This window comes from Roseateles microcysteis, assembly GCF_036880965.1.
Lineage (GTDB): Bacteria > Pseudomonadota > Gammaproteobacteria > Burkholderiales > Burkholderiaceae_C > JAUASW01.
In genome coordinates, this window is the sequence record NZ_JBAJMV010000004.1 from 454,398 (window position 1) to 480,508 (window position 26,111).

General features: G+C 67.4%; 25 protein-coding genes. 6 read left to right on the forward strand and 19 right to left on the reverse strand.

The genetic code is table 11. The features are described from left to right. Positions 1-8: 8 nt before the first annotated feature. The 3 genes from V3596_RS13885 to V3596_RS13895 are packed head-to-tail and all read right to left on the reverse strand — an operon-like array spanning position 9 to position 3,186. The gene (locus V3596_RS13885) at positions 9-1,274 is read right to left on the reverse strand and encodes a hypothetical protein (RefSeq protein WP_334278361.1); all 1,266 of its coding nucleotides are present in this window, start codon (positions 1,272-1,274) and stop codon (positions 9-11) included. Continuing rightward, the gene (gene pepQ, locus V3596_RS13890; protein WP_334278363.1) at positions 1,271-2,584 is read right to left on the reverse strand and encodes a Xaa-Pro dipeptidase; all 1,314 of its coding nucleotides are present in this window, start codon (positions 2,582-2,584) and stop codon (positions 1,271-1,273) included. Before pepQ ends, V3596_RS13885 begins: the two co-directional genes overlap by 4 nt. A gap of 32 nt (positions 2,585-2,616) precedes the next feature. Continuing rightward, positions 2,617-3,186, reverse strand: a complete 570-nt coding sequence (locus tag V3596_RS13895; RefSeq protein WP_334278365.1) for a 5-formyltetrahydrofolate cyclo-ligase — start codon at positions 3,184-3,186, stop codon at positions 2,617-2,619. A gap of 57 nt (positions 3,187-3,243) precedes the next feature. On the opposite strand from V3596_RS13895, the gene V3596_RS13900 reads away from it, so the two are divergent. Beyond that, positions 3,244-3,612, forward strand: a complete 369-nt coding sequence (locus V3596_RS13900; RefSeq protein ID WP_334278366.1) for a TfoX/Sxy family protein — start codon at positions 3,244-3,246, stop codon at positions 3,610-3,612. Then, complete coding sequence (locus tag V3596_RS13905; RefSeq protein WP_334278367.1) at positions 3,609-4,562, forward strand: LysR substrate-binding domain-containing protein; 954 nt, start codon at positions 3,609-3,611, stop codon at positions 4,560-4,562. Before V3596_RS13900 ends, V3596_RS13905 begins: the two co-directional genes overlap by 4 nt. Here the strand turns inward: V3596_RS13905 and V3596_RS13910 are convergent. Next, on the reverse strand, positions 4,552-5,127 hold the full coding sequence (locus V3596_RS13910) for a 5-formyltetrahydrofolate cyclo-ligase (protein WP_334278368.1): 576 nt from the start codon (positions 5,125-5,127) through the stop codon (positions 4,552-4,554). The two genes, V3596_RS13905 and V3596_RS13910, sit on opposite strands and share 11 nt — an antisense overlap. 22 nt (positions 5,128-5,149) lie before the next feature. On the opposite strand from V3596_RS13910, the gene V3596_RS13915 reads away from it, so the two are divergent. From V3596_RS13915 to V3596_RS13925, 3 genes are all read left to right on the forward strand, one after another. Continuing rightward, positions 5,150-7,168: a lytic transglycosylase domain-containing protein gene (locus V3596_RS13915; protein WP_334278369.1), complete on the forward strand. Its 2,019-nt coding sequence runs from the start codon at positions 5,150-5,152 to the stop codon at positions 7,166-7,168. Between the two features lie 104 nt (positions 7,169-7,272). Further along, positions 7,273-7,962, forward strand: coding sequence for a glutathione S-transferase family protein (locus V3596_RS13920; protein WP_334278370.1), 690 nt, complete (start codon positions 7,273-7,275; stop codon positions 7,960-7,962). Beyond that, a complete protein-coding gene (locus V3596_RS13925; protein WP_334278371.1) occupies positions 7,962-9,182 on the forward strand; it encodes a multifunctional CCA addition/repair protein in 1,221 nt (406 codons plus the stop codon). The genes V3596_RS13920 and V3596_RS13925 overlap by 1 nt, the downstream gene beginning before the upstream one ends. A gap of 16 nt (positions 9,183-9,198) precedes the next feature. On the opposite strand, the gene V3596_RS13930 is transcribed toward V3596_RS13925, so the two are convergent. The 15 genes from V3596_RS13930 to purE form a co-directional block, all read right to left on the reverse strand. Then, positions 9,199-10,032, reverse strand: a complete 834-nt coding sequence (locus tag V3596_RS13930) for an HDOD domain-containing protein (RefSeq protein ID WP_334278372.1) — start codon at positions 10,030-10,032, stop codon at positions 9,199-9,201. Positions 10,033-10,143: 111 nt separating this feature from the next. Continuing rightward, complete coding sequence (locus V3596_RS13935; protein ID WP_334278373.1) at positions 10,144-10,869, reverse strand: Crp/Fnr family transcriptional regulator; 726 nt, start codon at positions 10,867-10,869, stop codon at positions 10,144-10,146. A gap of 99 nt (positions 10,870-10,968) precedes the next feature. Then, positions 10,969-12,249, reverse strand: coding sequence for a glycerate kinase type-2 family protein (locus V3596_RS13940; protein WP_334278374.1), 1,281 nt, complete (start codon positions 12,247-12,249; stop codon positions 10,969-10,971). Further along, on the reverse strand, positions 12,249-13,442 hold the full coding sequence (locus tag V3596_RS13945) for a urate hydroxylase PuuD (RefSeq protein ID WP_334278375.1): 1,194 nt from the start codon (positions 13,440-13,442) through the stop codon (positions 12,249-12,251). The genes V3596_RS13940 and V3596_RS13945 overlap by 1 nt, the downstream gene beginning before the upstream one ends. A 521-nt stretch (positions 13,443-13,963) precedes the next feature. After that, entirely contained in the window at positions 13,964-15,040 is a 1,077-nt protein-coding gene (locus tag V3596_RS13950) for a class I SAM-dependent methyltransferase (RefSeq protein ID WP_334278376.1), read from the reverse strand. Next, positions 15,037-17,091, reverse strand: coding sequence for a putative bifunctional diguanylate cyclase/phosphodiesterase (locus tag V3596_RS13955; protein WP_334278377.1), 2,055 nt, complete (start codon positions 17,089-17,091; stop codon positions 15,037-15,039). The genes V3596_RS13950 and V3596_RS13955 overlap by 4 nt, the downstream gene beginning before the upstream one ends. After that, positions 17,088-17,897 carry a uracil-DNA glycosylase gene (locus tag V3596_RS13960; RefSeq protein WP_334278378.1) on the reverse strand — a complete coding sequence of 270 codons (810 nt, stop codon included), beginning with the start codon at positions 17,895-17,897 and terminating at the stop codon, positions 17,088-17,090. Before V3596_RS13960 ends, V3596_RS13955 begins: the two co-directional genes overlap by 4 nt. Continuing rightward, complete coding sequence (gene rimI / locus V3596_RS13965) at positions 17,894-18,385, reverse strand: ribosomal protein S18-alanine N-acetyltransferase (RefSeq protein WP_334278379.1); 492 nt, start codon at positions 18,383-18,385, stop codon at positions 17,894-17,896. Before rimI ends, V3596_RS13960 begins: the two co-directional genes overlap by 4 nt. Then, a complete protein-coding gene (gene tsaB, locus V3596_RS13970; protein ID WP_334278380.1) occupies positions 18,382-19,104 on the reverse strand; it encodes a tRNA (adenosine(37)-N6)-threonylcarbamoyltransferase complex dimerization subunit type 1 TsaB in 723 nt (240 codons plus the stop codon). Before tsaB ends, rimI begins: the two co-directional genes overlap by 4 nt. A gap of 69 nt (positions 19,105-19,173) precedes the next feature. Beyond that, positions 19,174-19,857 (reverse strand): OmpW/AlkL family protein, encoded by a 684-nt coding sequence (locus tag V3596_RS13975; protein WP_334278381.1) that lies wholly within the window; start codon positions 19,855-19,857, stop codon positions 19,174-19,176. 27 nt (positions 19,858-19,884) lie between these two features. Next, on the reverse strand, positions 19,885-21,252 hold the full coding sequence (locus V3596_RS13980; protein WP_334278382.1) for an alpha/beta hydrolase family protein: 1,368 nt from the start codon (positions 21,250-21,252) through the stop codon (positions 19,885-19,887). A gap of 181 nt (positions 21,253-21,433) precedes the next feature. Continuing rightward, complete coding sequence (locus V3596_RS13985) at positions 21,434-22,384, reverse strand: SGNH/GDSL hydrolase family protein (RefSeq protein WP_334278383.1); 951 nt, start codon at positions 22,382-22,384, stop codon at positions 21,434-21,436. A gap of 45 nt (positions 22,385-22,429) precedes the next feature. Continuing rightward, a complete protein-coding gene (locus tag V3596_RS13990) occupies positions 22,430-23,407 on the reverse strand; it encodes an L-threonylcarbamoyladenylate synthase (RefSeq protein WP_334278384.1) in 978 nt (325 codons plus the stop codon). A 6-nt stretch (positions 23,408-23,413) separates the two neighbouring features. Beyond that, entirely contained in the window at positions 23,414-24,580 is a 1,167-nt protein-coding gene (locus V3596_RS13995; protein WP_334278385.1) for a 5-(carboxyamino)imidazole ribonucleotide synthase, read from the reverse strand. After that, positions 24,580-25,080 (reverse strand): 5-(carboxyamino)imidazole ribonucleotide mutase, encoded by a 501-nt coding sequence (purE, locus tag V3596_RS14000; protein ID WP_334278464.1) that lies wholly within the window; start codon positions 25,078-25,080, stop codon positions 24,580-24,582. The genes V3596_RS13995 and purE overlap by 1 nt, the downstream gene beginning before the upstream one ends. A gap of 92 nt (positions 25,081-25,172) precedes the next feature. On the opposite strand from purE, the gene V3596_RS14005 reads away from it, so the two are divergent. Then, entirely contained in the window at positions 25,173-26,111 is a 939-nt protein-coding gene (locus tag V3596_RS14005; protein ID WP_334278386.1) for a tetratricopeptide repeat protein, read from the forward strand.

The window sequence follows — 26,111 nt, forward strand, 5'->3', positions numbered from 1 at the left end:
CCCAGCGCCTAGCGGTAGCGCTGGGTCGGCGAGAGCTGGCGCAGCGCGTACTTGATCAGCTGGTCCTGCCCGTCGTAGAGCGTGACCAGCTCGACCACCTCGAGCCCGGGCTTGCCCAGGGCCGCCCCGGCCGCCACGTCCGAGGCCGCCTTTGCGGCGGACGCTGCGGCGGCCTTGTAGGCCGGCAGCTTCGCCAGCAGCGCCATCAGTTGCGCGGGCGAAAGCTTGCTGAGGTCCTGCGCAGGAAGCTGCGCCAGCACCTCGGGCGGCAAGTCCGGTGGCAGCAGGGTTTTCACGCGCAGGTGCCGCAGCAGGCGACGCCCGCTGTCGAACTTCCTCTCGTCGGCCTTGCCCAGGCGTTCGCGCAGCTGCTCAGGCCGCGTCGTGCCGGCCTGAAGCTCACGTGCAGCCTGCGCCAGCGGATGATCCGAGGCCAGCAGGGCCGCGTCCACCGGCTGCTGGGGATCGTCGGCAAACTCCATCACCACCCGGGTCTCGTCCGACCAGCGCTTGTCGCCCATGGGCAGGCGGAACATGCGCTCGCGCAGCAGAAAGCCCCAGTCGTACTGCGCGCCCGAGCCCTCGGTCAGGCCCTGCAGCATGGCATTGCTCAGGGCCATCCGGCGCTCGCCATCGACCAGGGTGACGGCAAAGAGGGCACGATCGGCAAAGCTGCTGCCGCTGGACCAGGTGTTGTCGCAGCTGTCAGGCTGCGACGTCAGGGCCCGCACCATGCGGCCCAGGAAGCCGACCTTGTCGCCGCGCGCCACGCCGCTCTCGAAACCCACCTTGCACTGCAGGCGCAGGTCACCCAGCCGCCGCTCATTGGGCGGCAGGCCCGGCGTGCGGATGTCGGCCCGCCAGGTCACGCGACCGTCCAGCAGCTTGCTCTTCAGCTCGGTGGCATCGGGATAGCGGTTCCAGGCCGGGTCGATCGTGAAGTTGTCTTCGGCATCCAGCGGCACCGGCACACGGCCCTGGCGCGTGACCAGGGCGAGGTTGATTCTCTGCTGATGCTCGGCCTGGGTGCGCGCATAGACCTTGAACTTCAGCTCGGCCAGCGGTGCCAGCGCATGCAGCTTCTCGAACAGCTCGCGCGCTTCGTAAAGCGTGGCCAGGGTCTTGAGCTCGCGCTGGGCGGTCGATTCGCCCTGCACCTCGACCTTGGCGAGCTGGGCATCTGGCTTGGGCTCGATGGAAGGCTCCGTCTGCGCAAGGCCGGGCAGCGGCAACGCAAGGCAGAGCAGCAGCAGGATCGGCTGACAAGTGTTCATCGCAGCGCCGCGAACGCATCCCGGGTCATGTTCTCCGGCGCGCCTTCGGCACGGCAGGCGACGTCGTCCTCGATGCGCACACCGCCATAGGGAAGCAAGCGGTCCACCTTGGCCCAGTCCACCGCCGCTGCATTCTTCGAAGCGCGCAACTGCTTCAACAGCGTCGGGATGAAATACAGGCCCGGCTCGATGGTCACCACCATGCCGGCCTCGAGCTTGCGCGTCAGGCGCAGGTAGCGATGACCTTCGGGCTTGGGCGAGACAGCGCCGGTGTCATCCGCCATGAAGCCGCCGATGTCGTGCACCTGCAGGCCCAGCAAATGGCCGATGCCATGCGGCATGAAGATGCTGGAGACGCCTTCGGCCACGATGGCCTCGGCGCTCATCTTCACGACGCCTTGCTCCGACAGGATCGCAGCCAGCCGGCGATGCGTGCTCAGGTGGATGTCGCGGTAATCGGTGCCGGCGCGGACCTCGTCCACGAGAGCCAGCTGAGACGATTCCATCGCCGCCAGCAGGGCCTCGAATTCCTCATGGCCGCCGCGGCTCCAGGTGCGCGTGATGTCGCTGGCATAGCCGTTGACCTGCGCACCGGCATCGATCAGGAAGCTGCGCGACTGGCTTGGCGCCATGGCGTCTTGATACTGGTAATGCAAGACCGCGCAATGCTCGTTCAGGCCGACGATATTGGTGTACGGCAGATCGCGGTCGGTGTGGCCGGTGGCAGCCAGATAGGCGCGATGGATCTCAAGCTCGGAGGCGCCGGCCATGAAGGCATCACGAGCGGCCAGGTGTCCCTTGGCCGCGCAACGCGAGGCGGCGCGCATCTGTTCCAGCTCGTACTCGCTCTTGAAGGCGCGCGGGTACTGCAGGAGGTGCAGCAGTTGTTCGGGGTTGTTGGGCGTGACACCCGCCAGCGCCGCATCGGCCTCGCCAATGATGGCCAGCCTGCCATGGCCTTGCAGATGCGCGGCGGCCTCGGCTGCGTCGCTGATGATGGCGATCTCGAAATGCCCGACCCAGTAGCCGCTCGGCGGGCTTGGGGGCACATGCCAGTAGTCGTCCGGCTGGTAGTACACCAGCAGAGGCTTGCGGCCCGGGCGGATCAGCAGCCAGCTGTTGGGATGCTGCGTCAGCGGCAGCCAATGCTTGAAATGCGGATTGGGCTGGAACAAATAGGGACGGTCATCCAGGAAGGCGAACTTCTCGATGCCGGAGGCGATGGCCAGCGCGTCAAAGCCGCTGCGGCTCAGGGCGTTCTCGGTGCGCTGCTGCAGCTGGGCAATGTGTTGGGCGTAGAGCGTATTCATGCCGGCATTGTGGCGCAGACACCGGGCCCGGCTCAGCCGTTCACATCCCAGACCACGCCCTCCTCGGTCAGCATCGCGTCCAGCGGCACATCGTGCGGCTCGGCTTTGAGCAGCGGCTGGAAACCATGCGCATAGCCGATGCCGGCCGTGGCCGGGCGCGGCTGCAGCGCGGCCAGCGTGCGGTCCATGAAGCCGCCGCCATAGCCCAAGCGCAGGCCGCAGGGCCCGTAGCCCAGGCAGGGCACGATCACCAGCTGAGGCTCGAAGACCTCGGTGTCCTTGGGCTTCGGGATGTCGTAGGCGTCTTCTTCCATCGGGCAGCCCGGGTACCAGACATGGAATCGCAGGGTGCCATGCTCGCGGTCCACCACCGGCAGGCCGATGCGGCGCTCGGGGTGGGCCTCGCTCCAGCGATAGAGCGCCGGCAGCGGGTCGAACTCGCCCTTGATCGGCCAGTAGGCGCCGATGGTCATCTCGCGCCTGCGCACCAGCCAGACGCGCAGCACGCTTTGCAGCTCCTCAGCGAGCTCAAGCCGGTGAGGCAGGTCCAGCCGATCCTGAATCAGCTTGCGGCGCAGGGCGGCACGGTCATTCAAATCCACGGCGACAACCTCCATCCATAGGCGGACCTGGGCATTGTGGCCGACTACGATAGCGCCATGGCCGCCCTGAATGAATTCGTCGCCCATTGCGTGGAACTTCTGCAGCCCCTGGGCAGCGTGCGCTGGCGGCGCATGTTCGGCGGCTACGGCATCTACCTGGACGACTTCTTCATTGCCATCGTCGCCGACGAGCAGCTCTACCTGAAGACCGACGACATCAACCGCGCGCAGTTCGTGGCGGCGGGCTGCGAGCCTTTCGTCTTTCAGCAGAAAGATGGCGCGACGATGGAGATCAAGTACTACCGGCCGCCCGAAGAGGCGCTGGAGTCACCGGCCCTGATGCAGCCCTGGGCTCGGCTGGCGCTGGATGCAGCCTTGCGTGCGGCGCAGGCCAAGACAACCCCGGCCAGGCGCAGCAAGGCATGAGCAGAACGCCGGCCCGACAGCGCCCACTGGCCATCGGTCCGCTGCGCGCGTTCGAAGCCGTGGCGCGGCTTTCCAGCTTTCGGGCCGCGGCTGATGAATTGAACCTGAGCCCCTCGGCCGTCAGCCGCCAGGTGCAGGCCCTGGAAGACGAAATCGGCACCGCCTTGCTGTTGCGTGGCAGCCGCCACGTGGAGCTGACGACCGATGGCGCTGAACTGCTCCGCGCCACCAAGGCCGCAGTGAAGAAGCTGGACGACACCGTGCGCCAGATCCGCGAGACCCAGGGTCGCCGGGTGGTCACCGTCTCGACCTTTGCCTCCTTCGCCTCGCTGTGGCTGCTGCCGCGGCTGCAAGACTTCCAGCGCCAGCATCCAGACATCGACATCCGCGTCTCGGCGCAGGATGCGATGGTCGATCTGGACGAAGGCGAGCTCGATCTCGCGCTGCGCCATCAGCGCAAGTCCGCGCCAACACCGGGTGCCGAGTGGCTGTTCGACGAGATGCTGAGCCCCGTGGCCAGCCCTGCCCTGCTCGCCCAGGGTCCGGCCCTGCGACGCGTGGCCGATCTCGCGCGGCACACGCTGGTAGAAGACGACGACGAGCGCCGCTACGACGGCTCCTTGAGCTGGCGCTCATGGCTCGCGGCGCAGGGGCAGCCGCACCTGCAGCCGCGCCGATGGCTGTATCTGAGCTATGCGCACCAGCAGGTGCAGACCGCGCTCGCCGGCCAGGCTCTGGCCTTGGGGCGATTGGCGATGTGCCAGCAGGCGCTGCTGCGCGGCGAACTGGTCGAGCCCTTCGGTGCCAGCGCGCGGGCCGAAAGCCCCTATGCCTACTGGCTCCTGCTGTCAGCCCAGGGCCGCGAACGGCCGGAGGTCTTGCAGTTTGCAGCCTGGATCCGCGAGCAGGCACAGGTCTGCCGAGGCGACATGGACAGCCTCAGGGGCTGATCACTTCGGTCTCGGTCAAGACCAGGGTCAGGGCCTGGTCATGCGGCTCGATCGCAAAATGCGTGCGCCCCAGGTTCCAGGCCAGGCCGACGCTGATCACGCCTGGATGCTCGGCCAGCCAGCGGTCGTAATAGCCGCCGCCATAGCCCAGCCGGTAGCCCTCGGCCGTGAAGCCCACGCAGGGCACCAGCACCACATCGGGCTGCACCAGCGCACCGGCGCTGCTGCCGATGCCGCATTCGTCGTTCACCGTGGGCACCTGGCCATCCCAGCGACGGTATTCCATGCGGCGGGGGCTCTTGTAGGCGAAGGGCAGGGCCAGGGGGCAATCCAGCAGTTCTGAATGAGGAAGCAGCGCGTCGGCTGCGTTAAATTCACCTTCAAGAGGCCAATAAAGCCCCAGGCATTGCGGTTCCAATTGCTCCAGCACCGCGTGCAGGGAGCGGCTCAGCGCCAGCGCCGCAGCATGAGCGGCCGGCGTGGCCAGCCATTCTTTGCGGCGCGCCAGCAACTCTTGCCGCAATTCGGCCCGCGAATGCGCTGCGGAAGGCTTGGGCTGTGGCACTGTGGCATCCATATTGAGCAAGATGAAAGCGTTGTTGTTGATGATCTCGAAGAGCCGCAGCCGGGCCCTGGCCTGGGCAGTATATGGAGCAGCCCTGCTGGCTGCGCCTGCCCTGGCTGCGCCCAATCCGGAACCGCTGAACCAGGCCAGGCAGGCGCTGGACAAGCGCGACCGCAAGCAGCTGAGCCAGTTGAGCGTCGAAGCCGAGCGCAGCCAGTACCTGCTGGCACCCTGGATCGCCTATTGGGACCTGGGCCTGCGCCTGGCCGAAGTCAGCCAAGCGGAGGTCGAAGCCTTTTACACGCGCTGGCGCGGCAGCTATGTGGAAGACCGGCTGCGCAACGACTGGCTTCTGGAGCTCGGCCGGCGCCGCGACTGGAAGAATTTTGTCCAGGACTTTCCGCGCTTCAGGATGAATGACGACCGCGAGGTCACCTGCTATGGGGTCCTGACCGAGTACCAGGCGGGCCGCGACGTGAAGGCCACGGCCCGTGCCACCTGGCTGGCCCAGAAGGACGGCGACGACGGCTGCAATCTGCTGGCCACCACGCTGTTTGAGGCCAGGAAGCTGAGCCAGGCCGACGTCTGGCTCAAGCTGAGGCTCTCCATCGAGGCCAACAAGCCGCGCGCCGTGAAGCAGGCCGGCACCCTGCTTGGCAAGCCGACACTGGCCGCGCTGGCAAGCTTGCAGGACAGCGCCGGCAAGTTCCTGAGTCGGCGCGTCGCCAGTGCCGTGCGCGGCCAGCAGGAGCTGGACACGCTGGCGCTGATCCGCGTCGCCGGCAGCGACCCGGGCCAGGCCGCTGAGCTGATGACCAGCAAATGGGAAAGGCGCCTGCCCAACGAGCTGGCCGCCTGGGTCTGGGGCCAGATCGGCCGCCAATCGGCCCTGCGCCTGCAGCCTGAGGCCATGCGCTACTACCAGCGCGCGCTCACGCTCCAAGGCGATAGCAGCATCGAATGGAGCGAAGACACCCTCGCCTGGGCCGCCCGTGCAGCGCTGCGCGTGGCGCATACCGGCCGCGATGCCGAGCTGCTGCAGGCGATCGACCGCCTCGGCCCGAACGAGCAGCGCAGCGACGCCTGGCAGTACTGGCGCGCCCATGCGCAGCTCAACAGCGCCCCGGTAGGCGCGCCGGGCGATGCGCAGCGCGCACAGGCACGGGCCGTCCTGCAGTCGCTGGCGTCGCCCCTGAATTTCTACGGAAAGCTGGCCGCCGATGAACTCGGCCTGATCCTGCGCCTGCCACCAGCGCCGATGCCGCTTACCGCCAGCGAGAAGGAACAAGCCGCCGCCCACCCGGGCCTGCGCCGCGCCTTGGCCCTGCTCGAGCTGGGCCTGCGCAGCGAGGGCGTGCGCGAATGGAACTACAGCCTGCGCGGCATGGGCGACCGGGAGCTGCTCGCAGCCGCCCAGCTCGCTTGCGACCAGCAGGTCTGGGACCGCTGCATCAACGCCAGCGAACGCACCAAGGTCGAGGTCGACATGGCGCAGCGCTTCCCCACGCCCTTGCGCCAGCAGGTGCTGGCCACGGCCGGCGAAGTGGGCGTGGATGCGGCGGCCGTCTACGGCCTGATCCGCCAGGAATCGCGCTTCGTGCACGACGCCCGCTCCAGCGTTGGCGCCTCAGGCCTGATGCAGGTGATGCCGGCGACCGCCAAATGGCTGGCCAGGAAGAACGGCCTCGAGTTCAAGGCCGGCGACCTGAACGACCGCGACCGCAACCTGCTGCTGGGCACGCACTACCTGAAGATGGTGCTCGACAACTTCGACGGCTCCCTGCCCCTTGCTGCCGCGGCCTACAACGCCGGCCCTTCGCGCTCGCGCCGCTGGCGTGACGGCCCGACGCTGGATGCAGCGATCTGGGCGGAGAGCATCCCCTTCAACGAGACGCGCGACTATGTGAAGAAGGTGCTGTCCAACACCACCATCTACGCGCAGATCCTGGGCCGCGACAAGCCCCTGCTCCGCGATCACCTGGGCCGCACCATAGGCCCGCGCGAAGCCAGTTCGGCGGGCTTGAGCAGCCAGCTGCGCTGAACCCGGTCAACGATGCGGCGCCGGCAACGCTGGCTTGCCGAAAGCTCAGCGTTGCCCGCGCGCGGCCGGTCTAGCATGCAGGCCAACATCAAAGGAGCTTCGCCATGCGTCTGATCATCGGAAACAAGAACTACTCGTCCTGGTCCATGAGGCCCTGGGTGCTGCTCAAGGAACTGGGCATCCCGTTCGAAGAGCACAAGGTGCTGTTCGACTTCGCACCCGGCTCGCCCTTCTATACCGCGCTGCAAGGCGTGGGCCCGGCCGGCCGGGTGCCGGTGGTCGTCGAGGCCGATGGCTTCTCGGTCTGGGATTCGCTGGCCATCATCGAGTACATCGCCGAGCAGCATCCCGACAAGGCGGTCTGGCCGCGCGATGCCCGCCAACGCGCCAAGGCCCGCGCGCTGTGCGCCGAGATGCACGCCGGCTTCGGCAAGCTGCGCGGCCTGTGCCCGATGAATATCGAAGCCGATCTGAAGGCCCTGGGTCCGAAGTTCCTGGCCGAGGAACCCGGTCTCGTGGCCGATCTGGCCCGCATCGATGCGATCTGGAGCGAGCAGCTCGCGGCCCACGGCGGGCCCTTCCTGTTCGGCGAGTTCGGCGCGGCGGATGCCTATTTCGCGCCGGTGGTGATGCGTGTGACGCGCTACGGGCTGCCGCTGTCTGCAGCCGCGCACGCCTATGCGCAGCGCGTGGAGCAGACCGGCGCAGTCAAGGCCTGGGTGGCGGATGCGCTGCAAGAGCATGTCTGGGTGGCCGAGGACGAGCCCTACCGGACTGCCCCGACAATGGGCTGATGCAGCTCTATCAAGTCGGTGGCGTGGTGCGGGACCGCCTGCTCGGGCGTCCCATCTCGGATGTGGATTGGGTCGTCGTCGGCGCCCGGCCGGATGAAATGCTGGCCCAAGGCTATCTGCCGGTGGGCAAGGACTTCCCGGTCTTCCTGCACCCTGAGACGCACGAGGAATATGCGCTGGCCCGCACCGAGCGCAAGACCGGCCCCGGCTATCACGGCTTCGACTTCCATGCGGCGCCCGAGGTGACGCTGGAGCAGGACCTGGCACGCCGCGACCTGACGATCAATGCCATGGCGCAGGCCAGCGACGGCCAGCTGATCGACCCCTACGGCGGCCAGCGCGATCTTGACGCGCGCATGTTCCGTCATGTGTCTGAAGCCTTTGCCGAAGACCCGGTGCGCATCCTGCGGCTGGCGCGCTTCGGCGCCCGCTTTCCTGACTTTGCTGTCGCGCCCGAAACGCAGGCGCTGATGCAGCAGATGGTGGCCGCCGGCGAGGTGGACGCCCTGGTGGCCGAGCGCGTCTGGCAGGAGCTGGCGCGCGGGCTGATGGAGGCCAGGCCCTCGCGGATGTTCGAGCTGCTTCGCTCATGCGGCGCCCTCGCACGCCTGCTGCCCGAGCTGGATGCGCTGTTCGGCGTGCCGCAGCCGGCCGAGCACCATCCCGAGATTGACTGCGGCCTCCATGCGCTGATGGTGCTGGACCAATGCGCCAGGGTCGATGCGCCGCTGACCGTGCGCTATGCCTGCCTCTGCCACGACCTCGGCAAGGGCCTGACGCCAGAGGACCTGCTGCCGCGGCACATCGCCCATGAGGGCCGCAGCGCGCGGCTGGCCCGGCAGGTCAGCGAGCGCTGGCGCGTGCCACGCGATTGCGCCGAGCTGGCCGAGCTGGTGGCGCGCGAGCACACGCATGTGCATCAGAGCGAGGGCTTCTCGCCCTCGGCGCGGCTGCGCCTGATCGAGCGCTGCGATGGCTTGCGCCGGCCGGAGCGCTTCGAGCAGATGCTGCAGGCCTGCGAGTGCGACGCACGCGGCCGCCTGGGCCTGGAAGAGCGCGACTATCCGCAGCGCGCGCTATTGCAGCGCGACCTCGGCACGCTGCAGGGGCTGGACCTGGCGGCCGTCTCGGCCGACGCGCTCGCACGCAATCTCAAGGGCGTCGACATCGGGCGCGCCATACAGGCGGCACGGCTGGCGGCCCTGGAAGCTCTGGCCTGAGCGCTGGGCTGAGGGATCAGCCCAGCATCGAATCCACGTCGCTCGCCACGTCGCCGGCCGCTGCGATCTTGGCCTCGAGGTAATCCAGGTCCAGATGCAGATGCTCGACCAGCTCGGGCACGGCCGTCTGCAGCGCATCGGAAGGCTTGATCTTCTGCTCGGCCGCGTCGGCCAGCACCTCGGCCAGGTGCAGCACGGCCGCCATCAGCGAGAACGGGCGCAGCTCCAGCGGGTTGTTGGCCAGCCGGAAGGACTCGGTCAGCGGCGCCGGGAAATGCCAGTGGCTGGCCAGCGAGGCGGTCACGTCGGCATGAGTGCAATCGAAGCGGTGCTGCTCCAGCGAATAGCGGCTGCCCGGCTCATCGGCATGCGCCTCCACATCGGCCACCAGCTCGGGCTCGGTCATCGCCATCAGAAGCTGGCCGGTGCGCAGCATCAGGCCGGCGAGGTAGGCGGTGTCGGCGTCCAGGCGCACGACGTTGGAGAGGATGCGGGCATAGGCCGCCGTGCTGACGCTGTGGCGCCAGAAGCGCGTACGGTCCAGGCCCTTGACCACCGGGAAGGCGCCGGCCAGGCAGGCGCCCAGGGCCAGGTTGCGCAGCGTGTCCATGCCGAGGGCGGCCGCCGCGTCCTGCAGGCTGGCGATCTGGTGCGAGGGGCTGTAGCGGGCCGAGTTCGCCAGACGCAGCACCTTGGCGGCCAGCGTCGAATCCTTGCCCACCAGCTCGGCGATGGCCGCCAGGCTGATGTTGTCGTCGTCGAAGCTCTTCAGCAGCCGGCTGGCCACTTCAGGCATGGCTGGCAGGGCGGCGTTCTTGTGGAAGAATTTTTCTGCGGCTTGGGCACTCATGCGCGGGCTCCGGACAGGAAAGAAAATGAAAGTGATGAGCCAGTCTAGGGAGACATGGCGCCGCTGTCCAAGAGGATCTGCCCCACGGGCGAGGGACTATTGCTCAGAAGTTCAAACTGCCGCCGCCTCGCGTTGCAAGGCGGGCAGGTCCAGCAGCTGCACGCGGTAGCCTTGCACCTCGATCAGGCCCTTGCGCTTCAACTCGCGCATCATGCGCGACAGCGTTTCGGGCGCGATGGCCAGCTGCGCGGCAATGTCGCGCTTGCGCTCGTTCAGCTGCAGGAGCGTCGAGCCGTTGGCGGCACTCTGCTTGTGATGCTGCAGTAGCCAGGCGGCGAGACGCTTCTCGGCGCCCTTGTGCATCAGCTCTTGGGTGGCGGCCGTGAGGCGATGCACCTGCTGGGCCAGCGCCCGCATCAGCGAATGCTGCAGAACCGGCTCGCGATGCAGGAGCGGACGCAGCGTCGCAATCGGGAAGTAGAGCACCGTGGCTCGCTCCAGCACCCGGGCGTCCTGGGCGTAGTTGGCGCCCAGCCAGGCGCTGCTGAGGTCCAGCCATTGCGGCGCACGCACGCTGCGTTCCAGCTGGAAGGCCTCACCGGCCTGCATGCCCAGGCCGACCACGCCTTCGATCACCGCGACCAACTCGGTGGCGGCCAGCTCACGCGACAGCACCGTTTCACCCACGTCAAGGCGACGCCGGGCACCGAGGCTCTCGAACTCCTGCAAGGCTTCGCTTGCGGCGCCCGCCTCACCGAGCAGCAAGGGGCCGACCTTCGCGTCCGACGGGCCAGGACGCGGGTGATGGGAACCGTTGACTTTGATCTGGGAGTCCATGGCGCAAAAGGGCGATCTGACGATGCGTCCACTGTCGGCCATAGCGCCGCCGCGATCCTTGTTCTTTGTCAAAGCTTGTTCATCGGACCCGGAGCGGCCTCAGAGAATCAGCAGTGCGCGGAAGTCGTTGACGTTGGTGAAAGTCGGCCCGGTCACCAGCAGGTCCCCGAGGACCTCGAAGAAGTCGTAGGCGCAGTTGGCCTGCAGGAGCTCGCGCGGCTTCAGGCCGAGGGCTTGCGCGCGTGCCAGGCTGTCGGGTGACAGCAGCGCTCCGGCGTTGTCCTGCTTGCCGTCGATGCCATCGGTGTCAGCGGCCAGCGCATGGACGCCCGCCTCGCCGGCCAGCCCCAGGGCGCAGCCGAGCAGGAACTCGCCAGCCCGGCCACCGCGGCCCTGTGGGTTGCGCACAGTCACTGTCGTTTCGCCGCCGGAGAGCAGCACGCAGGGCCGGGCAAAGGGCTGGCCCAGGCGAGCCACGGAGCGGGCCAGGGCCGCATGCATCGCGCCGATATCGCGCGACTCGCCTTCAATCTCATCGCTCAGCACATGAGCCTGCAAACCCAGCGAGCGAGCCGCTTCGGCTGCTGCGTCAAGACTCTGGCGCGGCGTGGCGAGCATGCGCAGCGCGTGGCCGGCGAAGCGAGGGTCGCCCGGCTTGGGCGTTTCGAAAGCACCGCTCTCAAGGCCGCGGCGAGCGACGTCTGGCAGTGTGATGCCGTAGCGGGCGCAGATGGCCAGGGCATCGCCGCAGCTGCTGGGGTCGGGCACCGTCGGGCCGCTGGCGATGACGGCCGCGTCGTCGCCGGGCACATCGCTGATCATCAGCGTCAGCACCTGGGCTGGCGCACAGGCAGCAGCCAGGCGCCCGCCCTTGATGCGCGAAAGATGCTTGCGCACGCAGTTCATCTGCGTGATGTCGGCACCGCTGTCGAGCAGGGCGCGGTTGAGCTGCTGCTTGTCGGCCAAGCTCAGGCCCTCGGCCGGCAGGCTCAGCAGCGCCGAGCCGCCGCCGGAAATCAGGCAGATCACCAGATCGTCCGGCGTCAGGCCTTGCGTCAGCGCCTGCATGCGCTCGGCCGCTTGCAGGCCAGCCGCATCGGGTACGGGATGCGCGGCCTCGACCAGCTCGATACGGCGCGGCAGATAGTCCGGCGGCCGGTGGCCGTAGCGGGTGATGACGAGGCCGCTCAAGGGCGCATCGGTCGGCCAGGCAGCTTCCAGCGCCTGCGCCATCGAGCCACCGGCCTTGCCGGCGCCCAGCACCAGCGTTCGGCCTTTTGGTGGCGGCGGCAGGTGGGCGGCCAGCACACGCGCAGGCAGGGCACGCGCCACGGCCACCTCGTAGAGATGGCGCAGGAGGGCGCGCGGGTCGGTCAGCATCAGCGTGCTTGTTGTTGCTGCTGCAGCGACTCGAACCAGCGGCCCAGCAATGCGCGCTCGGCCTCGGTGATGCCGGTGGCGTTGTTCAAGGGCATGGTTTTCTGCAGCACAACCTGCTGATAGATCGCGGCCGCCTGCGTCTGTATCGCCTCGGCGCTGTCCAGCCTCATGCCCTTCTGCGCCGCGATGCCGGTGTGGCAGGCGATGCAGCGGGAGTCGATCAAGGCCTTCACTTCGGCCAGTGTCGGCGCGGGTGCGGCGGCCTGCTTCTGTGGCGCCATCCAGACGATCAAGCCGGCCAGCAGCACGAGCGCGCCGCCCACCAGGCCCCAGCTGTTGACACCCTTGTGTCGCTTGACGAAGAAGGTGCGGATGAGAACGCCTGCGGCCATCAGGACGCTCAGCACGAGCCAGTTCTGCGCATGGCTGTAGAGCATGCCGTAGTGGTTGCTGAGCATGGCGATCAGCACAGGCAGGCCGAAGTAGGTGTTGTGCACGCTGCGCTGCTTGCCGCGCTGGCCGTGCACCGGGTCCACCGGCCGGCCGGCACGCATGTCGGCAATCACCTGCTTCTGACCCGGGATGATCCAGAACAGCACGTTGGCGCTCATCATCGTGGCGATCATGGCGCCGACGATCAGGAAGGCCGCGCGGCCGGCAAACAGCTGGCAGGCGGCCCAGGCGGCGATGACGACGAACACTGCAACAAGACCCAGCACGAGGCCGTCGTTGCCGATGCTCCCATCTTTGCGACGCCCAAATTGGCGGCAGATCTGGTCATAGGCGACCCAGCCTGCGGCGAGGAAGCCGAGGGCTGACGCGATGGCCGCAGGAGGCGCCCAGTCATGCACCCGCTTGTCGATCAGGAAGCTGCTGGCATTGAAGAGATAGAGCACGACGAACAGCGCGAAGCCGCTCATCCAGGTCCAGTAGCTTTCCCAGTAGAACCAGTGCAGGTGCTGCGGTAGATTGGGCGGCGCCACCATGTACTTCTGCGGGTTGTAGAAACCGCCGCCATGGACGGCCCACAGCTCGCCATCCACGCCCTTGCCCTTGAGCTCCGGCGATTCTGGCTTGACGAGGTGGTTGTCGAGCCAGACGAAGTAGAACGAAGCGCCTATCCAGGCGATCACGGTGATCAGGTGGAGCCAGCGCAGCAGCAGATTGGCCCAGTCGAACAGATAGCTTTCCATGCGGAAAAGAGATGTGCTGGAGCCGGCTCACCACAGGCGGGCGCTGTGAACCGTGACAGGTCGCGCTACGGGTTCTGATTGATGAACCAGCCCGGCGCCGCTGCGACGCAGTACGCGGCCGAGTTTACGGGAAGCACCGCCTCCAGCACGATGCCGGCAGGCGGCACGTTGCGGACTCTTGCCTTCTTCCTCGAAGGTACGTCGAAGATCAGGCCGCCAGCGGGCACCCCTCCGCTCCTGTCCCCCGTCACCGGCCTGCGGCCGGCGCCTCCTCCTTTACCTCGCTGCGGGGCACCCACTGCCGTCCTGCTCCGCACCACCGTGGCCTGCGCCGGGTGGCAGGCGCAGGTTCGGCCGAGGGCGTCGGGTGAGGGTTTGGGCGAGGTAAAGGAGGAGGATCGGGCGAAGCCCGGTCCGGGGGACAGGAGCACAAGCCCTCACCCGATGGCCTCGGCAGCGCGAAAGAAGGAAACAGCGTGTGGCTGCTATGTGCCGCATGCGGCCTTCCCGCCAGCTCCAAGCTACAGCGTATGGCAGCGATCGCCTCTGGTGAAGCCCAGGGCATCGAACTCAGCCTCGCCCGCCACAAAGCCGATCACCTTGAACAGCTCGCCCATCTCATGTTCGGTGATCAGCTTGTGGGCCATTGCACGCTCGGCAAGCGGTGCATCGCCCATCAACTCGACCAGCCCGCAGTTGATCAGGAAGTTGGCCTGGCTCGTGTAGCCCAGCACCGTCAAACCGGCGTCCTGGCCGGCCATGGCGACGCCAGTGAAGTTGACATGGGCGGTGATGTCCTTCTCGCCCACCAGGACCAGCGGATCAGGATCGGCCTTGTGCTCGTGATGGCACATCAGCGTGCCACCGATGCGTTGCGGGTGGTAGTACTCGGCTTCGGGGAAGCCGTAGTCGAGCAGGAACACGGCGCCGCGCTCGAGCGTCGCCGCGATGGTGCGGATGAAACCTTCGGCCTGCTCGTGAGTCTCGGTGATCGTTCCGGGCACGAAGGGCGCGTCGAACGGTGGCTTCGCGTCGGTGGGTCGATCTGACCAGCCAAAGCCGGCATCACTCGCCACCACGCCGCGCTCCAGCCACCGGCTGCCGTCGTAGTGCAGCAATTGCACCGGCATCGCATCAAGCACCTCGTTGCCGACGATCACGCCCTCCATGACGTCGGGCAGGCGATCCAGCCATTCGATCTTGTGCGCCCAGGGCGCCAGCCGCTCGGCCTGGCGCTGCCGCAGGCTGCCGGAGAGATCGACGATGCGATAGTGCGCCAGCTTGTCGCCGAGCGCTCTCAGCAACTGCTCGGCCAGCGCGCCGCTGCCGGCGCCAAACTCCCAGACGGTGTCCGTACCCGTGGCGTCCAAGGCCTGTGCCACTTGATGCGCGAGCGCCCTGCCGAACAGCGGCGAAAGCTCGGGCGCCGTGACGAAGTCGGAGCCGCTTTCCGGCATCAGGCCGAACTTGCGGCGCTGGTTGGTGTAATAACCAAGATCTGGCGCATACAGTGCCAGTGCCATGAATCGGTCGAAACCTATCCAGCCCTCCGCTGCGGCAATCTCGCGGCGTATCAGCGACTCCAGCGCCTGGCTCATGCCTGCCTCGGGCTCCAGGTGCGGGCCCAGGCTTCGAACTCGGCCGCCGGCATCGGGTCGGCAATCAGCTCGCCTTGCAGCTCGTCGCAGCCCCAGTCAGCCAGCAGCCGCCATTGCTCGCGCGTGCGCAAGCCTTCTGCGCTGACCTTGAGCCCCAGGCCGCGGGCCATTTCGGTGATGGCGCGCGTGATGGCCATGGCACCGGCATCGTCGGGCAGCTTGGCAACAAAGCCCTGGTCGATCTTGAGTTTGTCCAGGGGCAGCTGGGTCAGGTGGGCCAGCGAGGTGTGGCCGGTGCCGAAATCATCGACCGAGATCGTCAGCCCCTGCGCGCGCAGTTCGGCCAGTGTGGCCGGTGCGTGGTCGATGTCGTCGATCAGCATGCGCTCGGTCAGCTCGAGCTCCAGCCAGTCACCGCGCGCGCCGGACTCGCCCAGCACGCCGGCCACGGTGCAGGCAAAGCTGTCCAGGCGGAACTGCATGCTGGAGAGATTCACGGCGATGCGCAGCGGCGGCAGGCCGGCGTCATGCCAGCGGCGCGCCTGCCGCGCGGCCTCGGCCAGCACCCAGTCCGACAGCGGCAACATCAGGCGATGGCGCTCGGCCACCGCGATGAAGGCCTCGGGCGTGAGCAGGCCGCGCTGCGGATGGCGCCAGCGCAGCAGCGCCTCGGCGCCAACGAGCTTGCCGCTCGCGGCATCGATCTGCGGTTGATAGAAAAGCAGGAACTCGCCTTCATCCAGGCCCGTGCCCAGCTCACTTTCGATCACCAGATCGGCATAGGCGCTCTCTGCCAGCGATGGCACGAAGAACTCGTAGGTCGCGCGTCCCCGGGATTTCGCCTGGTACATGGCCGTGTCGGCATGCTGGATCAGCTCCTGCGCCGTCTCGCCGTGCTCGGGGAACATGGCCACGCCAATCGAGGGTGTGACCGAGAGCTCGCGCCCGTCCGCATTGACCGGCACCTCGACCACGTCGAGCAGCGCGCGCAGCACGACCAGCACATCGTCGCGGTGGTGGATGTCTTCCAGCAGCACCACGAACTCGTCGCCGCCAAAGCGACCCACCAGGTCGCTGGCGCGCAGGCAGCCGGTGATGCGGCGCGATACGGTGGTCAGGACCTGGTCGCCTTCCAGATGACCCAGTGAATCGTTGACGCGCTTGAAGTTGTCGAGGTCGATGAAGAGCAGCGCCAGCTGGCGGCCCTGCTGGCCCGCTTTCTCCAGCGCCGGCTGCAGCTTTTCCATGAAGGCGCTGCGGTTGAGCAGCTGCGTGAGCGAATCGTGATGCGCCAGGTGCTGGATGCGCGCCTGCGCAGCGATGCGGTCACGGATGTCGCGCACGATGGTCATGCGCAGCTTCTCGCCTTCCATCTCCATGGTGCGGACGATGAACTCCACCGGGATGCGCGTGCCATCCTTGTGCACCACGGCGGTCTCGTAGCGCAGCTCGCGCGAGGCGCCCATCACCTGCTGCACCTTGGCCAGTTCGTCCTCGGCCACGAAGGACAAGGCACGCCGGCCGATCATCTCTTCCAGCGAGTAGCCCACCAGCGTGCACAGCGGCGGGTTCACATCGGTCACCACGCCATCGCGGTGGAAGAGGATGCCTTCCACCGTCGCATGCATGAACTTGTCGAGGCGCTGCTGCGAGTCGCGGGCCCGCTGCTCGGCGCGGCGATGCTTGGAGATGTCGTTGATCAGCACGCAGCTGGCAATCAGCTCGCCCGCCGCATCGAAATGCGGTATCAGGTTGACTTCGATCCAGCGGCCGTCTTCCAGCTGGCGCTCGTAATTGGCTGGCTGCTGCTCCAGCTTGACCCGGTCCACAGCCCACTGGATCTGCGCTGCCGCACCCGGGCCGATGACCTCCGCAAAGCTGCGCCCAAGAATGCTCTGCTCGTCGAGACCGAACATCTGCGCATAGCGGCGATTGGCAAACAGGCAGGCGTCGGTCCTGGCGTCATACAGCGCGATCAAGGCCGGCACCGCGTCGGCGATCAGGCGCAGCCGGGCGTTGGCGATGTCCTGTTGCTCGCGGGCTTCGCTCATCGCGCCGCCTGCGCTTGCAAGGTGCTCATCGCCAGGCACAGGTCTTCCCAGGCCCGGGCCTTGTCCGAGAGATTGCGCAGCAGATAGGCCGGGTGGTAGCTGACGATCACCGGTATGCCCTGGTAGCTGTGCACCTTGCCGCGCAGCCTGCCGATGGCTTCGTTGCTGCCCAGCAGCGACTGCACGGCGAAGCGACCCAGGGCCAGGATGATGCGAGGCTTGATCAGCTGCAGCTGACGTTCCAGATAGGGCTGGCAGGCCGCCAGCTCTTCGGGCTCGGGATTGCGGTTGCGCGGCGGCCGGCACTTCAAGGTGTTGGCGATGAAGACCTGCTTCTCGGGCGGCGCTTCGCTGCGAGTCAGGCCGATCGCGCGCAGCATGCTGTCCAGCAACTGGCCGGCAGTGCCAACGAAGGGCTCGCCCTGCTGGTCTTCCTGCTCGCCCGGCGCCTCGCCGACGATCATCCAGTGCGCCTGCTCGTTGCCAACGCCGAACACCGTCTGCTTGCGGCTTGCGCACAGGCCGCAGGCGCGACAGCCGGCCACGCTTTCCTGCAGTTGCTGCCAGTCCAGGCCCGCGATTTCAGGGCGCGACGAGGGCGCCGCGGCACGCTGAGGCAAGGCCGGCGCGAGCGCCTGCATGACTGGCACGGCAGGCCGGGCCGCTTCCCGCGCGACGGCAGGCGCTGGCGCGGCTGCTGGAGCCGCTGCCACCGCTTCAGGCTCGGCAGGCGCAGCGGCTGGCATCGACCAGAGCTTGTAGCCCATCGCCTCCAACATCGCCTGCTGACGCGCATCCCAGTTCATGTGCCGGCCTCTGCCAGATTGAGACTCATCAGGATCGCATCTTCTCGCTTGCCCGGCCCCGCCGGATAGTAGGCGCGGCGCAGGCCGACCTCGGAAAATCCATAGCGCTGGTAGACCTGCCGCGCGCGTTCATTGCTCTGCCGCACCTCCAGCCAGACCTGTGTACGGCCCAGCGCCCGGCTGCGGGCACAGAGCTCGTCCAGCATCAGGCGCGCCAGGCCCTGACCTTGGCGGGCCGGCTGCACGGTGATGTTGAGCAGGTGCATTTCATCGACGCCTTGCAGCGCCAGGAAGTAGCCCAGCAAGCGCGATTGCTGGCCGCGGCCTTCCCACAGCGCCCAGGCCTCATAGCCGGCCGCCAGCGAATCGACGAAGTTGCCATGCGTCCAGGGAAAGCTGTAGGCCTGCTGCTCGATCAGCAGCACTGCGTCAAGATCGACCAGGCGCAAGGGCAGGATGGCGAACAGGCTTTGCGGCTGGGCGCTCATGGGTGGGCCCCTTGCGCCGCAGCGGCAATGGCCGCGCGCTCCGCCGTGGTCTGCGCCACCTTGTCTCGCACATAGAGCGGCATGGCATCAGCCGCATCGAGCTTTTCGCCGGCCAGCCAGGCCTGCTCGGCCAGGCTGGCGAGTGCAGCGGCACGCGAGCGCGTCGCGGGCCAGGCCGGCACATCGCCCAGCGCCAATTGCGCTGCAAAAGGCTGCAAGGCCGAGCCACAGACGGCGCTCGGCGCGTGATCTTTCCAATGGGCCTTCAAGGCCTCGGGACTGTAGAGCGCGGGCGCATCCAGCGTCTGCCAGCCGCCATCTGCCCATTGATAGCTGCCGGCATAGATCTCGTTCATGCGGGCATCCATCAGAACCCAGAGAGGCGCAGCAAGCGGAGCGCCTTGCTGGCGAGCATCTTCTGCAACCAGCATCAGGCTGTCGATGGCCAGCACCGGCTTGTTCCAGCCCAAGGCCAGGCCCTGCGCCACCGCGCAAGCGGTGCGCAAACCGGTGAACGCCCCCGGGCCGCGGCCGAAGGCAATCGCGTCAATCTGTTCGCCGCGCAGGCCGGCCCGGCTCAGGAGCGCCTGCACCTGCGGCAGGATCTCGGCCGAGGCCTTGGCACCGCCCTCGCCTTCAAAAAAAAAGCGCTCCGGCGGAGCGCTGAGCGCCAGGGTCAGTGCTTCCGTCGAGCTGTCGAGGGCCAGCAATGAAATCATGGCGCAAGTGTAGCCCCCGGCCCGGCGCCCGAGGCGCCGAGGACGGGGGGTTGCCGAGGCACAAGTCTGCTAGAACGAGTAGCCCAGCGACATCGAATAGGCGATCGGCCGGAAGTCGATCGTCGTCGTGCGGGTCACGTCGCCCGTGCGGGTGCTGGTGACCGCCTTCATGTCGCTCTTCACCTTGGCCGTCGCCACCGTGCCGACCAGGGCCCAGTTCTTGTCGATCTGGAAGTTCAGGCCCACATGCGCGGCCAGGCCCCAGGAGTCGGACACGTTGATCTTGGTCGAACCACCGCTGGCAGCATCGCCCGAGGCGGTGCTGTGGGCGCTGCTGAACTTGGTGTAGTTCACACCCAGCCCCACGAGAGGGGTGAGGCGCGGAATGATTTCGCCGAAGCGGTAGTTGACGAAGACCGTCGGCGGCAGCTGCTTGACCGAGGAGATCTGGCCAAAGGGCTCCAGGAAGCCACGGCCATAGACCTTGTGGCGCGGCGGAATGCCCAACGCCACCTCGACCGACCACTGCGGCGTGAAGTGATAGGCATAGCCGAAGCCGGTGGTGCTGGCATCACCGACGTCCAGCAGGCCGCCTGGCGCCGGCACCGCCGGACCACCTTCCAGCGCCGGCGCCTTGGCGTGCACGTCGAGGTAGACACCGCCGATGTAGACGCTGTGGGCCTGCGCCGCAGCCAGGCCGGCCGCCAGGACAAGGCCCAGGCCAAGGGCGAGTTTGAGAACAGATTTCTTCATGGTGTTGTACTCCGCTTGTCGCTCGCCTTACTGACCGGAGGCCAGCACCGTTTGGAAGAAGCCGCGCATCAGCGCCGTGCAGAACGGCGGCACCAGGCTGCCGTGGTACTGCGCTTGCGCATTGGCACCGGCCGCGGCCTTGGCCTGCTGGAAGCCACCGTACATGGTCTGGCCGACGATGCCCGCCGGCAGCGTGGACAGCGTCTCCAGGTCATAGGTAGCTGCCACCAGAGGCGCGGCACGCGTCTTCAGGTCCATGGACATCAGCGTGGTGTTGACGTCATAGAACACCGTCGGATCAAGCTTGCCGCCGCACATGGCCACCGGTCGTTTGGGCGTGAAGCCCAGCAGGGTGTTGGTCTGCAGCGCCTTGCGGTAGTTGGAGCTCTGATAGCCGGCGCGGAAGCTGTCGTTCAACAGGCCACCGGTACCGAACAGCTTGGTGAAGGTCGGGTCGGCCGGCAGCTTGCCGCCGGCGATCAGGTCGGCGATGGGCGTGTCGGTCGGGAACAGCGTCTCGATGCTCGCGGCATACGGTGCCTGATAGGCCTCGGCCGTGCTCGCGTACATGTTCCCGTAGGACTTCTGATAGCTCGTCAGCAGCAGCGGCACGAACAGCGTGGCACCGGCGTTGACCGGGCCTGCTCCAGTCACGACGTCACCGAAGCCGACCATGTTGTAGGGGCCGGACATCGAACCCGAGGCCGTGACGGTGAACTCGGACGAGTAGTCTCGCTCGATGATCTTGTGCGTCGCCATCGACACATGGCCGCCCTGCGAATAGCCGCTGATGAACAGCTTGCTGGAGGGCTTGGTGCTGCTGTCGGCCATCAGGTTGGCCTTGGCGGCACGCAGGCCGTCAACCATGTCGATCGCCTGCGCCTCGGCATTCAGGTAGGGGTGGTAGGACAGCGAGGACTTGTCGTAGCCCAGGTAGTTGGGCGCCACGACGATGAAGCCCTGGGCTGCATACATGGCCATCAGCAGCGAGGCCTCGCCGTTCTTCTGCACGTCGGCCATGTTGTAGCTCTTGGTCGTCGTCGTGCCGTGGGCGTAGAGCAGCACCGGGCGTTCGCCGGTGCAGGCCGCGGCCGTGCCCTTGGGCACCAGCACGCCGGCCGAAGCGGTGGCCGGCAGGCCCATCGGATCGCGCGTCATGTAGAGCACGTAGCGGATTTCGACATCGCAGACCGCCTTGCCGGTCAGCGCCTGGGCGCCAGAGGCCGCCGTGCCGGCATCGACCTGGGCGGCCGTGGCCGCACCGGCCACCAGGGCCGTGATGATGGTCGCGCGCGCGGGCGGCGGATCATCGGTCTTGTTGTTTGCGCCGCCGCCGCAGCCTGCCAGCGCGGCGCTGGCCAGGACCGCCAGGGCCAGATGTTTCTTGGTGCTCATGCAAACCTCGCAGTGAGTTGTCTCTCTTGTTGATCGGAATGTTGAAAATAGAACGACCGTTCGTTTTTCACAAAAAGACTATAAGTGCGCCACTCCGCGCACCCGGAAAGTAAAAACCCCGACCTTGTCGCCAAGGTCGGGGTTTCGTTGCGCTTTATGCGACAGCGATCAGGCAGCAGCGTCAGAACGGGTTGTTGACAGCCCGCGAGAGTGCTTCCTGGCCGATCACGTTCTGGCCAGCGGGGCCGAGCCAGTAGTCGTTGGCCCACAGCCAGCCGTCGGCACTGGCCTCGGCCAGCAAGGTCTTGGTGGTGCAATCGGTGATGGCCACCGTCGTCAGGCAGGCGGGGTCGGTCCCGTTGCTCAAGTTGAAGTAAGCCGGGTAGCGCGCTGCATTGAGGATGCGCTCGTCCGCCAGCACCAGGCCGATCTTGCGGCCATCGTTGCGGATGTTGAGACGGAAGTTGGTGTTGAACTCGGTCGTCAGCTCGCTCAGGAACTTGGCCCGGTCGGTGTCCTGCTTGGTCAGCTTTTCCTTCAGCGCATAAGGCGTGACACCCATGTCCGGCACGGTCGGCACGACCACCCGGCCGCCGGCATCGGCAACACGGTTCACCTGGGCGGCCCACAGCTTGCCCAGGTCGCGGGCACTGTTGATCAAGGATTCGCGGCTGACGGCCGGGAATTGTTTGTACAACTCCAGGATGTCATTCGACCCGGCCATCATCGCCACCAGATCGTGGGCATTGAAGGTGCCGGTCGAGAAGAACACGTCCAGCTGGCTGCGCACGTCAGCTACCGTGGCGCCGGCCTTGGCAAACATCTGGCCCTGCGGCGCAGCAATGTTTTCCGGGTTGCACTGCGGGAACACCAGGCCGAAGTAGCTGGAAAGCGATTGCACCCAGACCGGGTTGCCCTGGCAGACCAATTGCCCGTTGGTATCGACGGCATTGATCGTGTACTTCTTGCCCTGGGGTGTGATGGCCAGGTTTTCGTCGCCGAAAGCCATGATGCGCTTGGGTGCGAATCTCTCGATGGGCTCGGAACCGCCGCCGCATCCAACCAGGATGGCCGCCGCCACCCCCAGCATTGCCAGACCGAAGCGTCGGGCGCCATGCTTGAACCTGTTCATCAACTCTCCATCCATTGCTTGTAGACCGACTCGCTGCACGCGGGTTCAGCCTTTGAAGGCTGCCGCCGCGCGCGACAACCGATCCCTGACGCCGTCCCATGCGCGATCAGGCGGCGGTTCCTCAATCCATATCTCGCTGGCACCAGAGGCGTCCAGCTCGCGCAGCACCGCAAAAAGCTGCTGCGCCGCCGCCAAGGCGTCGTCGGGCATGCGCTGCATCAGCGCGCCCGCGCCCAGCGCGACGGTGCGTGAATATACCGCCAGCGTCGGTGACCAATGTTTCGCCACCTGTTCTGCCAGGTCATCGCCGGTAAACAGGCGCACCCGGGCCCGTGGCGCGTAATGGGCGGCCAGCGTGCCGGAAGCCCGCGGGGCCTCACCGTCCGGCAGGCGCAGAGGCTCACCGGCCGCGGCCTCGATCTGGGCCGGCGTCAGCACGCCGGGGCGCAGGAGCACCGGATGACCCCGGCTGCAATCCACGATGCTGGACTCGATGCCCACGTCGCAGTCGCCACCATCGAGCACCAGCAGGCCGGGCTCGAATTCTTCGATCACATGGCGGGCGCGCGTCGGGCTGATGCGGCCGAAGCGGTTGGCGCTGGGCGCGGCCACGCCGTGGACGCCCAGCGGACGGGCCGCTTCCAGCAGGGCCCGGGCCACCGGATGGGCCGGGCAGCGCAGGCCGATGGTGCCCTGCCCACCAGCCGCCGCAGCAGCCACGCCTTCGCGGCGCGGCACGATCAGCGTCAAGGGGCCGGGCCAGAAGGCAGCGATCAGGCGCCGGGCCACCGGTGGCAGCTCGGCGGCGAAATGCAGGGCGTCCTCGGCGTCCAGCACATGGACGATCAGCGGATGGTCGGCCGGGCGGCCCTTGGCGGCAAAGATCTTGGCCACGGCCGCGTCGACATCGGCACGTGCAGCCAGGCCGTAGACCGTCTCGGTTGGCAGGCCCACGAGCTCACCCGCCGCCAGCGCCTCGGCGGCGCGGCGCAGCTCGGCCGGGTCCTGTCCGTTCAAGAGCATCGGTGTCTACCAGTCGGTCGGCAGGCCCAGCAGCACGGCCGCCTGGCGAGCGGCAGCGGCAGCGAGCTCGGGCGTAGCCGCCGTCACGTTCAGATGGCCCATCTTGCGGCCGGGGCGCGCGCTGGTCTTGCCGTAGAGATGCAGATGCGTGCCCGGAATGGCAAGGACTTGGGCCCAGGCCGGGCTCCGTTCTTCGCCATCGGCATCGAACCAAAGGTCACCGAGCAAGTTCAGCATAACGACCGGCGAATGCAGACGTGGCGTATTCAGCGGCAGACAGGCGAGTGCGCGAACTTGCGCCTCGAACTGCGTGATGTCGCAGGCATCCAGCGTGTAGTGGCCGGAATTGTGCGGGCGCGGCGCCATCTCGTTGACCAGCAGGCGGCCGTCGGTCAGCAAGAAAAACTCGACGCAGAGCACGCCGACATAGCCCAGCTCGGTGGCGATGCGCGCAGCCGAGGCACGCGCCTTGGCTTGCACATCAGCCGGCACGCTGGGCGCCGGCACCTCGGTGACGGCCAGGATGCCGTCGCGATGCAGGTTCTGCTGCACCGGGAACTCGACCACCTGGCCATCGGCGCCGCGCGCCACGATCACCGACAGCTCGAGCTGCAAGGGCAGCAGTTGCTCCAGCACGCAGGGCACGCCCTTCATGGCGGCAAACGCGGCGGCCAGCTCGGCGCGGTCGCGCACGCGGGCCTGGCCCTTGCCGTCATAGCCCATGCGGGCGGTCTTGAGAATGCCGGGCAGGAGCGACGCATCGACAGCGGCCAGATCGGCCTCGCTGCGGATCACGGCATAGGGTGCGCATTCGACGCCGCTGGCCTTGAAATGCGCCTTCTCGTCGGCGCGGTCCTGGCACTTGGCCACGGCACTGCCGGCCGGCGCCACGGTGCGCGTGGCGGCGAGTTGGGCCAGCGCCTGTGCCGGCACATTCTCGAATTCGGTGGTGATCGCGTCGCAGGCCTCGGCCAACTGGGCCAGGCCCTGCGGGTCGAGGTAGTCGGCACGGATCTGCTGATGGGCGACTGCGCCCGCCGGGCTTTCGGCATCGGGGTCCAGCACCACCGTGCGATAGCCCAGGCTTTGCGCCGCCTGCACGAACATGCGGCCGAGCTGGCCGCCACCCATCACACCCAGCGTGGCAACGCCCGGCAGCAAGACCTTGGACATCAGACGAGGTCCTTGCTCATGCCGTTGGCGTGCTCGGTCTGACGGACCCGGTAGGCTGCCAGCTTGGCACGCAGGCCTTCGTCATGCGCCGCCAGCATGGCCACGGCAAACAGGGCCGCATTGCCTGCGCCTGCTGTGCCGATGGCAAAGGTGGCGACCGGGATGCCCTTGGGCATCTGGACGATGGAATGCAGCGAATCAACGCCCTGCAAATGGCGGCTGGCCACCGGTACGCCCAGGACCGGCACCGGTGTCTTGGCGGCCAGCATGCCCGGCAGATGGGCGGCACCGCCCGCGCCGGCAATGATGGCGCGCAGGCCGCGGCCTTCAGCGGCTTCTGCGTAGCGGAACATCTCGTCCGGCATGCGGTGCGCGGAGACGACCTTCGCCTCGAAGGCGATACCGAACTCGGAGAGAATGTCGGCGGCGTGCTTCATGGTCTCCCAGTCGCTGCTGGAGCCCATCACCACGCCAACCAAGGGGGAGGCGCTTTGCTGCATAGGCTGCACGGCTCGCTCATTGGGCTGGAAAGCCTTGAATTGTAGGCGGCCGCTGCCACCTGCCCCTTCAGACCCCATCCGACGCTGACGCCATGACCGACATCACCCTGCAAAATTTTGAAGCCGAGCTGCTGGCTGCCTCGATGCAGCAGCCCGTGCTGCTGGACATCTGGGCACCCTGGTGCGGCCCCTGCAAGGCGCTCGGCCCGATCCTGGAAAAGCTGGAAGCCGCCTACGCTGGCCGCTTCAAGCTCGCCAAGCTCAACAGCGATGAGCAGCAGGAGATTGCCAGCCAGCTGAGCCAGGCCTTCGGCGTGCGCTCGATCCCCTTCTGCGTGATGTTTGTCGGCGGCCAGCCGGTGGACGGCTTTGTCGGCGCCATTCCCGAAGGCCAGATCCGCGAATTCCTGGACAAGCATGTGCCGCCCGCGCTGGAAGGCGAAACAGCCCTGCCCGATGAGCAGGCCGTTGCGCCTGCCGAGGACGAAGGCAATGCGCTGGACCGCCTGATGGCTGCCGTCGAAGCCAACCCGGCGGACGAGACCGCCCGCTTCGACCTGGTGCGCGCGCTGCTGGAAGTCGACCAGGTGGGCGCCGCCCGAGATGTCTTCACGCCCGTCGCAGCCAAGGCCGCCGACACCATCACGCCGCACGCACGTTTCGCGGCCCTGGCCCATTGGCTGGCCGCCGCCGAAAGCCGGGCCGACGCCACGGCCGCCCAGGCTGCCATCGCCAGCAACAAGCGCGACTTCGACGCCCGCTTTGCACTGGCCCAGTCGCACTTTGCCGCGCGGCGCTTCACCGAGGCCATGGACGAGCTGCTGGAAATCATCATGCGCGACAAGGCCTGGAACGGCGAATTGGCGCGCAAGACCTATGTGGCCATCCTGGAGCTCCTGACGAAGCCGACCCCGAAGGCTCAGACCACCGAGGCCAAGGGCACGCTTGAGATTGCCGGCAAGGCCAATGTGCCGCCGGCCGACCCGCTGATCGACCAGTACCGGCGCAAGCTCAGCATGGCGCTGTTCTGA